Origin of the sequence: Flavobacterium sp., assembly GCF_044368625.1 — a bacterium.
In the GTDB taxonomy this organism is placed as follows: Bacteria; Bacteroidota; Bacteroidia; order Flavobacteriales; family Flavobacteriaceae; genus Flavobacterium.
This window is the reverse complement of the sequence record NZ_JBIPPD010000081.1, coordinates 1-12,672: the sequence shown is the minus strand read 5'-3', so window position 1 is coordinate 12,672 and position 12,672 is coordinate 1. Positions and strand designations below refer to the sequence as shown.

The following is a 12,672-nucleotide window of genomic DNA, read 5'->3' as shown; positions in this document are numbered from 1 at the left end:
GGTGGAGCGGTCGCTCAAAATTACACACAAACCATTACCTCAGGTCCAGATTCAACTGTTGAATTGGCACAAGTAATTAATTTATTTGGTAATCAATTATTTTCAGTAGAAATTGAAGTTATAGATAATTGCAATAATATTTTTACAGAAACATTTCAAATAAATCCAAGACCAAAATTAACTTTTGCAAAGTTTGAAGACTCTTGTGGGAAACCTTTTTTCACGATCACTATTAAAAACTATTTTCCCCCTTTTGGGCTAAATTTTACCTCCCCGTCTGACTTTAATCCCGTACTTTTTAATCCAAATTATCCCGGTCCTTTTACGACTTCTACAGTACCATTTGGCGATGAGGATAATACGGTGCCATTTGGCGCTTATGTACTTGCAGCACAAGATTCTTGTGGCAGAACTGCAACTTTAAATTTTTCTCTAGTTCCTAAACCAATTACTCCCAATATAGTAACATCAAATAATGGTTGTGGTTCTAATTTTGGAACTATTGTTATTAGTATTCCTAACAGCGGAGAAATTGTTGCAATTAGTCTTTTACAAGCTCCCGCTGCATATACCGGAACCCTACCCCAGGATTTAATGTCACTCGTAAATGCTCAAGGTACATTTGTGGCATCAAATTTTCCAGTAGGCGATTATGTATTTTCATTTATTGACGACTGTGGAAATGAGTTTGAAGAGACGGTGAATATTCCTGAATTTGTTTTTGGCGAATTGGTTGCGGAAACACGACCGACTTGTAGCCCTATTTTTGGATCTGTAAAGTTATCAAATAGCAATGGAGTACTTGTAAATGTTTTTATCACTGCTGCTCCAGCTACTTATCAACAACCACTTCCAAATCAGGTAAGTAGTAATATTAACGGTGATGGTAATTTTTATATGAGCGATTTACCTGCAGGAACTTATACCTTTACAGCAGTAGATTTTTGTGGATACAATTCTCAAGTTACTATCGATGTTCTAGGATATAATAGTAGTAATAATGGTTTTTCCATCAATCGAAAGTGTGGGGCTTTTGATATAATAATGAATGACACTGACGAATCCATTACAGGGAAAACGTTCTGGTTGCAAAAATTCTTTCCAGCAACAAGTACTTGGGGACATCCCAATACTGGAGCAGCATTTGTAGAAGGAGCTATTCCAAACGCAACAACCGGTGTACTTTTGGCTAACCCTGGAACGCTTTTAAATATATTTGAAGGCGAATTCCGAATTATAAAAGTTTTTGCAACCTTTGGAAATGGGACTCCAACGGGACAATGTACAGATTTGTATGCTGAATTTATTGTCTCTGCGGAATTGCTTATTGCTGGAGTTTATAATTTAAATTGTGTGGGAGGTTCAGGCGCTAATGACGTAGTAATTGATGTAATTGGCGTCGAACCACTGGATTTTCAAATCACGCAGCCGTATTTTTTAAACAATGGTTCTAATAACGTTTTTTCAAATTTAACTCCCGGTATATATAATATTCTTGCCACAGATTTTTGCGGAAATATTAAAAATATATCTGTTGAGGTGGGAACACTATTACCCCTCACTCGAGCAACTAAACCGAGTGATTTATTCGAGTGTCGTGATGACGGACTACAATTTGATACTTTTACTCTGGTAAATCAGAATTCTCAGATTTTAGGTAACCAAGAAGCATCCATTTATTCCTTAAGCTATCATCTCACACAAGCTGATGCCGATACAGGAGCAAATCCCTTACCAGATGGGTACACCAATATTACGAACCCGCAAATTATTTATGCACGCGTGGAACACAAGTCGATTAAATTGTGCTATGCAACTACATTTTTCCAAGTGGCAGTAGGAGCGGTGCCTGTTTTAACCCCCACTAGTGAGCTCTTTATATGTGATGGATTTACTAAAAAGTTGACCGCAGATCCAGGATTTGCAGGTTACGAATGGTCTACTGGTGAAACAACTCAGTCAATCATCGTTAATCAGCCTGGAACGTACACGGTTACTGTGAAAAACATCTATGGCGTATTTAGTTGTGATGCTACCAAAGATTTTATTGTTACCAATTCTGGTCCCGCCACCATTCAAAGCATCGAAACCTCCGACTGGTCGTCATCTAATAATTCGGCAACAATTACAGTTATTGGTTTGGGAAGCTATTTGTATTCCCTTGATAATGTTGTTTTTCAAACTTCGAGTACCTTTACCAATCTGCTTCCAGGATTTTATACGGTGTATGTGAAGGATGAATATGGTTGCGGCACTGTTGAGGGTGAATTTGTTTTACTCAATTACCCAAAATATTTTACACCAAACGGAGACGGTTTCAACGATACTTGGCAAATCAAATTTTCCAGTTTCGAGCCTCAACTAAATGTAGATATTTTTGATCGTTTCGGTAAATTTATAATTCGTTTAAAAGGAGGCGAAACGGGTTGGGATGGTACCTATAATGGTCAGAATGTAGTTTCTACCGATGATTACTGGTTTGTGGTAACGCGACAAGATGGAAAAGTGTACCGTGGTCATTTTAGTTTAAAACGTTAGTAAAAATACTTTTTACAAAATTTAAAAACTTGATAAAATCCTAAAACCAAGAAAAATATAGGAATAAGTAAGGAAACTAAATGCTGGGATACAAACGAGGTGCTTTCCTTAGCATAATTCAAGACCATAACGATAGTGAAAATTCCAATAAACGAGCCACCTAAAGTTCCTAGAACATAATAGGGTTGGCTCTTTTTCGTTGTGTCGATGTATTTCGCATTAATCACATATAAATTCCACGACAGCCAAAAAGGAATTTGCATGAAATTGACCCCGTTACAAATTACCCCAATGACAAACGGTGAATAATTGAGATACTTAGTCAAAGTGTTTTGCTCAGAAACTTCCGATTGTGAATAAAAAAGATATGCGAGTAAAAACAAGAAGACGATTGAAAACGCTTCTATAAATTGAAATAGTTTTCGATTGCTATTCAATTTTGCTGCAAAAATAAGCGTTACATAAATAACAATCGATTCTACGGTAATGATTCCGAAAAGATAATAAATCAAGGACGTAAAATCTTTTTGGGTATAAATTTGAAAACCAATCAAATTTAAATAGCCAAACGGAAGTGAACCGAGAAAACTCACTACAAAACCAATGGCAATATTTTTAAATATCTTGAGCATTTAAAATTGCACTATTTTGCGGCTTTGCGCCAAATGCATTCGGTATTCTTTCATTCCCGCTGTAGGGCTTAAATATGGAAATCCAAGTTTATGATTGGCAACGCTAATTTCATACATGAAAGTAATGTGCCTAAATAATTCTTTCCAAGCAAAAAAGAGCGAATGAGAAGGATCGTAGATATGCGTCGGTTCACTTCCCGCACCATTTATTTCTACAATCGAAAAATGCTTCCCTTTTTCTAATTCTTCTAAGCTTTGGTACATCAAATCAATTCTTCCGAAATAAAAACCCTCAATTTGTACACAAATTGTATTGACAACTGCCGACAATTCGGGTGTTATCCACTCAGTTTTGTCCATAAATTTTGCACCTCTCGCGTGGTTGCCATACGGAACCAAATTTATAATTTCATTTTGAGCAGGAACTTCCGATAGCTTTTGCCCGTATTCGCGTTTCAAAGCTTTTAATTGCAACTCAAATCGCGGATTTTCTTTAACCAATTCTTCTATAGTAAAAATTCCATTTCCGGTTACCGTCAGAAACTCTTTGGCTACAATTCCTGTAATTCTGCCCTTTTTTTCGTGTGGATATCTCACGTAGAAAATTCCAATTTCATTTGGAAACGGAATTAAACCCTGTAATAAGTAATCAAAATCGGCTTTTTTGCCATAGGATTTTAAATCAGCAGCTGTATTTATTTTTTTTACCGCAGAGCCTCTTAGTCCAATATCGGGCTTGGCAATCAGCGGAAATTGTATACCTCTTGCTCGAATGCTATTCAAAACATTTTCATAAGGAGTACCTTTTTTAATCAACTCTGTTTTGGGATAATACTGCTGAGGAATCAAATCGTAAATTTCTTTTTTTGATTCCATCATAAAACCTCCGTTTTTGATAGTAGGATTACAAGCATTAAAAAAGAAAATAGATCTGGCTTTCAATGCATAAAATGCCCAAAGAAAATACACAGGAATATACACAATTTCAAATGGCCAATATTCCCAATGGGTCAGTTTATGAAAGAATAATTTCAATACAATTTTGATTTAGGATTTTTTTGAACCGCTAGCGAATAGGTCTTTTCATCAATCAAATCGTAATGATTCATTGTAATGTTTTGATTTTGGAGTACAGTTTGTGTTATGGTTAAGGTTTTTAAAGCATCATTTCTGTTGATGACCAAACCGTTTTCGGTATTGGAATTTTTAGTGTACCGGTGAAAATCGAACATTTCATCTTCAGAAACACCTTGATTTTTCTCCATAAATTGAAAAAACCATTGGGATCGCTGTTCTCGTATTTCTTTCGAATATAAAGTGGAGGAGGACCAAATGTGATTTTTGGAAGCATCCAAATTGAGGCTACTTTTTGAATTTCCGTTCCAACGTAATTGGTATAATTTTGAATCCTGAAATAGGACCAATGTAAAAGGTTCTACTTTTTCTAAATCTATTGTATCCCAATGATCTATTGGCGAATCACTACTGATTATTTCTAAAACAACCAAACCGCGGCTTCTTTTGTAGGGAGGTTGGTGTTCGTGCTTTTCTTCCGCACCATTTAGCAACACTAACAAAACCCCGTTTTCAGCAACTGCATACCATGTTCCGCCGGCTTTTGGGTCTTTTGGGAAAATAATTTTCTTACCGTCTATTAAGTAAGTTTTAGGCGGAATCGCTGTTCTCAAAACTGCTTCATCACGGTTGGAGGTGACGATAATTTTGTTATTGGAAGGCACGAAACTTACTGTACACATTGCTTTCTGTATTCAATAGTAGAACGTGCTACGCCAAAATTGGCATCAATTTGAATATTTTCACATTGCAAAATTGCGACTTTTATCAAAGCCTGGTGGTGGATGCAATGTTCTAAATTGTAAAGTAATTCGCGGTGGTAATTGCTCTCAATTCTTATTTCTTCACCGTCAACTATTTGCTGCAACGCTATATTTTTGTTAGGTCTATCTAAGTTTTCTTGAATGTTTTTAATACATTCAATTGCATATTCTGTGGAAGTTTGAATTAATCTATTTCGGTCGCGCCTGTCATAATCAACAATTCCGCTTTCGTAAAACTTTTCCAAACATTGAAACATTTCAATGATATGTCGGGTATGCTCGCCAATGGTTGCATTGCTCAAGGCTTGGCAATGTGCTGCAAATTCATCATCTGATAATTGATGCAAAAGATTTAACAATTCGTTCAGACTATGATTTAAAGCAGGTATTAGCATACGTTACTATTTTATTTTTTAAAAATTTTAAATTTTCGACCTACGAAAATAAACTAAGATAAAACAACATATCATACTATTAAAGCAGGAGAAATAGTGTTTATCCATCATTTTGCACCTCAATTCCGAATACAAATATATGCGAAAAAACAGCACCAAACATTCTTGCTAAACCTAAAAAAACACAAAGATATATGAGTTTTATGTTTCAACATAAAAATTGAATCTGATAATTCTAAAATTCCTGATCCATTTCGACCATACGTTTTGTGTAAAGTATAAAGGAATTCAGGTGCTCCAAAATTTAAAACAAAATGTTTGAACCGATAGTGCCGTTACTATAATTCGCCAATCTATTTTTTAATGTACGATTTTTAACAGAATTTAGTTTTAGATTTTTTGCAAGTTTGCATTTGAATTTTTCTTTAAATTGTTCTCGTTTTTAGTACAGCTTTTCAATGTTTAGCAACGAAAGCATTGTAAACTGAGCAAGAATATAGCGATATTGTCGCAATAATAACCAACTGTTTTTGACACAGATTAAAAAGATGAAAAGGATTTTTAATCCATAAGACGAAGTAATTTTTGTAATCTGTTGCACTTATAACTTGAACTTACAATTAAATTTTAGCCCTTACTTAAATATAAATTTCCTTCTATAGTTTTAAAAGTTTTTGGAATGACTGCTAATTTTTCGCCATAATAACCCATTGCAATAGTACGCCAAGATCTATATTACGGCTCGTACTTTAAATGGGTTTTTTAGAAACAAATTTTTTTTGAGGAAAAAAACATACGACACTTTCACATAATTCCAAAAGTGATGTTTTTTCTTTAAGTGCTTTTTTCTCTATTAAATAAGGGAAAATGGGTCGTGTCTTTAAATAGAAACTTTGTTTTTTAATTGGAATTTTTGACTTCTCTTGGTTGCGTTTTGACCAAAAGGTGTCGTAGAAAGAAAGTTGTCTAACACTTCATTTTTTTTTAGGATTGTAAATTTGCGTATTGATTTAAAACGGCAACGATATCAGGGTATTTGTAATGCTGTTGTCTAGATGGTTTACATTTAATTACAATTAAAAAGAAATCCTGTAATTTATTCCAGCAACAAAGCCTCTTGTTAACCCGTCTGGTCGAATTTCACGTATTAAAAATGGTGCAGCAAGCGATAGTTCGATGGAATTTCTATTATTTAATTGATATACGCTAATTAAATTTCCATTGATGGTTAAGCCGTCTGAACCAGCTATTGTTTGTCTTTCACCAAATTGATTTTCAAATGTATCTTCGCCTAAATGATAAATAAAAAGCACGTTTGGTTTGAATGTAAATTTAGAATTTTCAAGTTTAATGGTATACATTGTTCTAAAAAGGGCATCGGATTTTCGTTCGAATAAATTGGTTGTAGGGAAATCATCAGATGCCGAAAATTCATCGAAGTAGGAATTTTGATTATTGTTAAAAACCGGGATTTGAATTGCTGCATTAAAATCCCATTTTTTATACTTTAAATTGGTTCCAAGAAATAAATCGAACGTACCCAAACTCGATTGATAATCCAAAGGAAGTGCGAAACCATTTATTTTGAGATTGGAACTTGTAAAAGGAAATTTCCATCCCGCCAATGCACTCCATTGTTTTTCTTTAACTTCTTTAAACGTGTAATTTCCGATAAGATAAGCGTCGCCAAAAGCGGCTCGAGTTCCAAAATCACCGTTTGCAGATGAAAATGTGACTTTTGTGCTAAGCGAAAATTTATCATTAAACCTCTTGGTGTAGGCAATGTAAGGCGAAATATAAGTAATATTGGCATCACCAGTTCCAAAAATCGCTGCTACTTCGATATTGTTTTTCACTTCCTTTTCATCGGAGTCAAATCCTTTTCCTATCGAACAAATTCCAGCATCACTGCATCCTTGTGAAAAACCAAAACTACAACTTACACTTAAAACGGTAATGAAAAATAACTTTTTGCCCATGATTTTAATATTATTTTTTTGGTGTTTTTGAACCGATCCTACAGAGCGAATGGATGTAATAATTTTCGATTTCATATATCTAAAGGGGATTTTTTAGCGGTCATATATGGTAACGCTTTTATTTTTGGGTGTTTATCTCACAATATTATAGTTTTCATCGGTGTTCGATGACCCGAGCTTGCAAAGTGGCGAAGCATTTTCAATTGCTTGCGCAAACGTGTTGTTCATATCGATTTCATAGCAATTTAATTTTCGATTAACCAAAGATATATTGTGATTAAAAAAGAAAATGTCGGATAGTTTACATTTTGTCCGATTTATTTACAGCCAGTCAATATCGTCAATAATATTTTCTTTTCGATTGTAAAAAATAATTTTTTTCCCTTCCAATTCATTTAGTAATAAGGTTGCGGTTTGTCTTGATGTACAAATGATTTGGGCAATATCGGTTTGGGTTAAATAATTGTTGATGGTATATTTTTTACCATCCTTAATTCCTTCTCGTTCTGCCCAATTCTTTAGAAAAGAGGATAATCTGGTTTTGGCATCTTTCGAAATCAAGTCAGAGTAATTGTTTTTGAACCGTTTCATTTTTAATCCGACAAACTTTGTATAGGACAATGCCAAAGTAGGATTTCGAACCAATAAATCTTCAAAGTCAGACAATAAAAAACTACAAATTGAAACCTCATCAGTTAAAACTTTGGCGTATTCGTTAACAGAGTCGTCTGCTTCCAGCGATAATTCACCAAACAAATCACCTTTTTGAAGTATTTCTTTGATGGTTTCCTTCCCTTGTTCATCGATAGAGACAATTTTTATTTTTCCTTTTTTTAGTAAATAAATGCGAGGCAAATCCGACGATGAAAAATAAATGACTTCGCCTTTTTTGGCTTTTTTAAAGCCGGTAATAATACATAATTGCTTGATTTGCGACATGCTTAATGTCCAAAACAGCTTGTGATCTCGCAAGTACCAATATTTTAATTCGTCGAACATACACAAAGTAACAGGATTATAAAAGTACGAAAGTTTTGAATCGAAAAAAAAAAGCCCGAAACAATGTTCGAGCTTTTTATTATATCAAATAATATAGTCTTAGCTTACCAATGTTCTTGAAATTACAATACGCTGAATCTCAGAAGTTCCCTCGTAAATCTGGGTAATTTTAGCATCACGCATCATTCGTTCTACATGGTATTCCGACACATAGCCGTTTCCACCATGAATTTGAACCGCTTCAATCGTAACGTCCATAGCTGTTTGAGAAGCAAAAAGTTTTGCCATCGCACCTGATTGCGAAATATCTTTGCCTTCGTCTTTTTCTGAAGCAGCTTTCAAACAGAGCATTTTGGCGGCCATAATTTGAGTAGCCATATCCGCTAATTTAAAAGCAATGGCTTGGTGTTTGAAAATTTCTTTTCCGAAAGCTTTACGTTCTTGCGAATATTTCAACGACAATTCATAAGCTCCAGTTGCGATTCCCAATGCTTGAGAAGCAATTCCAATTCTACCGCCGTTCAAAACAGCCATAGCAAAATTAAAACCAAAACCATCTGCACCAATTCTGTTTTCTTTTGGAATTTTTACGTCGGTAAACATCAAAGAGTGCGTGTCACTCCCGCGAATTCCCATTTTTTTCTCTTTTACACCTACTTCAAATCCAGCCCAACCGCGCTCAACAATAAAGGCATTGATACCTTTATGTCCTTTTTCAATATCTGTTTGTGCAATTACGATGTACGTTGAAGCAGAGTTTCCGTTGGTAATCCAGTTTTTTGTTCCGTTCAAGAGGTAATGATCTCCCATGTCAATTGCAGTCGTTTTTTGAGAAGTGGCGTCCGAACCCGCTTCAGGTTCCGACAAGCAAAAGGCACCAATTACTTCTCCTTTTGCAAGAGGTACAAGGTATTTTAGTTTCTGTTCTTCATTGCAATATTTTTCAATTCCAGCACAAACTAACGAGTTATTCACTGACATCACTACCGCTGCCGAAGCATCCACTTTAGAAATTTCGGTCATTGCCAAAACGTATGCAACGCTGTCCAGCCCGGAACCACCGTATTTTGGATCGACCATCATTCCCATAAAACCCAGTTCGGCCATCATTTTGATTTGTTCTGTAGGAAATTTAGCGTGTTCATCGCGTTCAATAACTCCAGGAAGTAATTCGGTTTGGGCGAAATCTCTTGCAGCTTGTTGAATCATTAAATGTTCTTCTGTTAGATTGAAATCCATAGTATTGAAAATAAAAGTTCTTTTTTGTTAAAAAATTGTGAGCAAAGATAAAATTTTATTGTTAGACTTTCAATTGAATTGTATAATTTTAGCCTATGTTAAAGCAATTCTACAACGTTATCGGTGTCATGTCGGGAACTTCATTAGATGGAGTCGATTTGGCACACATCCATTTTACTGTTGATTCAAACGACTGGAAGTTTGAAATTATTGAAGCAGAAACAGTTGGCTATCCCCTCGAGTGGTTCAACAAACTTAAAAATGCAGTACAGTTCTCTGAATTTGAGCTTGTTGAATTAAATGAGGAATATACGAAACTTTTGTCGGAAATTATTTCAAGCTTTATCTCCAAAAATAAGATTACAAATCTTGATGCCGTTTGTTCGCATGGTCATACCATTTTGCACCAACCTCAAAACGGCTACACATTGCAAATCGGGAATCTGTCTGAAATAGCGCAATGGACGAATCAAAGAGTAGTCTGTGATTTTCGCGTACAGGATGTAAAATTGGGAGGTCAAGGCGCTCCGTTGGTTCCAATTGGCGATCAAATTTTGTTTGATGAATTTAATTATAGCCTCAACCTTGGTGGATTTTCAAATGTTTCTTTTGCCGAAAATGATGCTCGAATTGCCTTCGATATTTCGCCAGTTAATACCGTTTTGAATTTCTATGCCAACCAAATGGGTTTGACTTACGATGATAAAGGAGCTTTTTCGAAGTCGGGAAAGTTAGATTCATTGCTTTTTGACGAATTAAATAGTTTGCCATTTTATGCATTATCGCATCCAAAATCACTCGGATTTGAATTTGTAAAAGAAACCATCTTACCGTTAATCGATAAATATGCGTTGGTCCGAGCCGATAAAATGCACACGTTTACAGTGCATGTTGCTTTTCAAATTGCAAACGCACTTTCAAGGAAAAAAGGAAAATTACTAATAACAGGGGGTGGTGCCTATAATGATTTTTTAGTGGAGCAAATCCAATGTTTTTTACCCGAGATGGAAATTGTAATTCCAGATAAAAAAATTGTGGAATTTAAAGAGGCATTGATTTTTGCACTTTTGGGCGTCTTAAAACTTCGTGGTGAAATTAATGTTTTGAGCAGTGTTACCGGTGCACAATACGACCATTCGAGTGGGGAAGTTTATTAGGTAATTTGATAAACTTATGTTGCGAATATGTCTTGTATTTGTAAGACATCTAGCGAAGGTGTAAGTTTTCAATTCACTTCCTTTTAATCCAAAGTTATTGTTTATATCAACCAAGTTACTGTTACAAGAATAATTGTTATTGTTCAAATAAAACGAATTGCATTATTGATCACAGTTCTTTCGGGTATTGTTTAAATTTCTGTTTTACAATATTTTATGCAACAGCATAGTCCTTTCTCTCAACAAAATAAATTTTCTATATTTGCACCACATAATTATTTTACACTACAATGAAAGACCTACTGCAAAAATTTGAAAATAAAGAACCGGAAATAGTTTTTAACTGGAAAGACCCTGAAACAGAAGCCGAGGGGTGGACTGTAATCAATTCTCTTAGAGGTGGTGCAGCCGGCGGTGGAACCAGAATGAGAAAAGGCTTAGATATGAACGAAGTACTTTCGCTTGCTAAAACTATGGAAGTGAAGTTTTCAGTAGCAGGTCCAGCTATCGGTGGTGCTAAATCGGGAATCAATTTTGATCCCAACGACCCTCGTAAAAAAGGGGTTTTACAACGTTGGTACAAAGCGGTATCTCCTTTATTAAAAAGTTATTACGGTACAGGCGGCGATTTAAATGTAGATGAAATTCACGAGGTAATCCCAATGACCGAAGAATGTGGCGTTTGGCATCCGCAAGAAGGGGTTTTTAACGGACATTTCAAACCAACTGAAGCGGATAAGATCAATCGTATTGGTCAATTGCGTCAAGGTGTGGTTAAGGAAATAGAAAACGCCAGTTTCTCACCCGATGTTTCTCGCAAATACACTGTAGCCGATATGATTACTGGTTATGGAGTAGCTCAAGCGGTACGTCATTATTATGATATATACGGAGGTGCTGTAGAAGGAAAAAAAGCCATCGTGCAAGGTTTTGGAAATGTGGGTTCGGCTGCTGCTTATTATTTGGCACAAATGGGTGCAAAAGTAGTAGGAATCATCGACAGAGACGGAGGAGTGATGAACGAAAACGGTTTTTCTTTTGACGAAATCAGAACATTTTTCTTAAACAAAGATGGAAATAAACTCGTCGCACCAAACATGATTCCGTTCGAAGAAATTAACGCAAAAATCTGGACAATGGGTGCCGAGATTTTTGCTCCTTGTGCCGCTTCTCGTTTGGTTACTCAAGAACAAGTGGACAGTATGATTGGAGCTGGATTGGAAGTTATTTCGTGTGGTGCCAATGTTCCTTTTGCTGATAAAGCCATCTTTTTCGGTCCTATTATGGAACACGTCGATGCTAAAATAAGTTTGATTCCTGATTTTATTTCAAACTGTGGAATGGCGCGTGTTTTTGCCTATTTTATGGAACAAAAAGTAAAACTAAACGACGAAGCTATTTTTGTGGATGCTTCTGAAATCATCAAAAAAGCATTACAAAAAGCAAACACTTTAAATGCATCAAAAACCAATATTAGTGCGACTGCTTTTGAAATCGCATTGAAACAGTTGGTATAAACAATAAATTGCAGATTTTGCTTTTGGAACTATTTTAAGTTTTTTAAAAGCAAAATCTGCAATTTTTACAATACATTAGCGTTAAATTAAAAATACAAATCCCCTATGAGTTTTTTACTTCAAGTAGATACATTGAGTCAAACTGCCGCACAAGTTGCAGAAAGCGCCGTTCCTAAAGAAGAAGTGTCTCTGATAAGCATTATTTTTAGTGGTGGTCCAGTTGGAATAGTGATTATGTCTGCAATCTTCATCATGTTGTTTTTTGCGATTTATCTTTATTTTGAGCGGTTGTGGGCTATAAAAGCTGCTTCAAAAATGGATCAAAACTTCATGACGCAAATTAAAATGTATTTGCAACAAGGTAAATTAGAGAATGCA

At 35.4% G+C, this 12,672-nt stretch carries 10 protein-coding genes and 1 pseudogene; 4 read left to right on the top strand and 7 right to left on the bottom strand.

What is annotated here, in order from left to right; genetic code table 11:
* Positions 1–2,538: T9SS type B sorting domain-containing protein (locus ACIQ2X_RS07980; protein WP_396178401.1), on the top strand; the 2,538-nt coding region annotated here is incomplete at its 5' end.
* On the opposite strand, the gene ACIQ2X_RS07975 is transcribed toward ACIQ2X_RS07980, so the two are convergent.
* The 7 genes from ACIQ2X_RS07975 to ACIQ2X_RS07945 form a co-directional block, all read right to left on the bottom strand.
* Positions 2,535–3,170 carry a hypothetical protein gene (locus tag ACIQ2X_RS07975; RefSeq protein WP_396178400.1) on the bottom strand — a complete coding sequence of 212 codons (636 nt, stop codon included), beginning with the start codon at positions 3,168–3,170 and terminating at the stop codon, positions 2,535–2,537. The two genes, ACIQ2X_RS07980 and ACIQ2X_RS07975, sit on opposite strands and share 4 nt — an antisense overlap.
* A complete protein-coding gene (locus tag ACIQ2X_RS07970; protein ID WP_396178399.1) occupies positions 3,171–4,205 on the bottom strand; it encodes a D-alanine--D-alanine ligase in 1,035 nt (344 codons plus the stop codon). It abuts the gene before it with no gap.
* On the bottom strand, positions 4,202–4,927 hold the full coding sequence (locus ACIQ2X_RS07965) for an NRDE family protein (protein ID WP_396178398.1): 726 nt from the start codon (positions 4,925–4,927) through the stop codon (positions 4,202–4,204). Before ACIQ2X_RS07965 ends, ACIQ2X_RS07970 begins: the two co-directional genes overlap by 4 nt.
* On the bottom strand, positions 4,915–5,403 hold the full coding sequence (locus tag ACIQ2X_RS07960; protein WP_396178397.1) for a DinB family protein: 489 nt from the start codon (positions 5,401–5,403) through the stop codon (positions 4,915–4,917). Before ACIQ2X_RS07960 ends, ACIQ2X_RS07965 begins: the two co-directional genes overlap by 13 nt.
* A gap of 1,076 nt (positions 5,404–6,479) precedes the next feature.
* A complete protein-coding gene (locus ACIQ2X_RS07955; protein WP_396178396.1) occupies positions 6,480–7,457 on the bottom strand; it encodes a hypothetical protein in 978 nt (325 codons plus the stop codon).
* A gap of 246 nt (positions 7,458–7,703) precedes the next feature.
* Positions 7,704–8,381 (bottom strand): Crp/Fnr family transcriptional regulator, encoded by a 678-nt coding sequence (locus tag ACIQ2X_RS07950; protein WP_396178395.1) that lies wholly within the window; start codon positions 8,379–8,381, stop codon positions 7,704–7,706.
* Between the two features lie 99 nt (positions 8,382–8,480).
* Complete coding sequence (locus ACIQ2X_RS07945; RefSeq protein WP_396178394.1) at positions 8,481–9,620, bottom strand: acyl-CoA dehydrogenase family protein; 1,140 nt, start codon at positions 9,618–9,620, stop codon at positions 8,481–8,483.
* Between the two features lie 95 nt (positions 9,621–9,715).
* Between ACIQ2X_RS07945 and ACIQ2X_RS07940 the strand changes: the two genes are divergently transcribed.
* The 3 genes and pseudogenes from ACIQ2X_RS07940 to ACIQ2X_RS07930 form a co-directional block, all read left to right on the top strand.
* A complete protein-coding gene (locus ACIQ2X_RS07940) occupies positions 9,716–10,777 on the top strand; it encodes an anhydro-N-acetylmuramic acid kinase (RefSeq protein WP_396178393.1) in 1,062 nt (353 codons plus the stop codon).
* A 290-nt stretch (positions 10,778–11,067) separates the two neighbouring features.
* Positions 11,068–12,294, top strand: a complete 1,227-nt coding sequence (locus tag ACIQ2X_RS07935; RefSeq protein ID WP_396178392.1) for a Glu/Leu/Phe/Val dehydrogenase dimerization domain-containing protein — start codon at positions 11,068–11,070, stop codon at positions 12,292–12,294.
* Between the two features lie 105 nt (positions 12,295–12,399).
* Positions 12,400–12,672 (top strand): annotated as a pseudogene (locus ACIQ2X_RS07930) (MotA/TolQ/ExbB proton channel family protein); the annotation flags it as partial.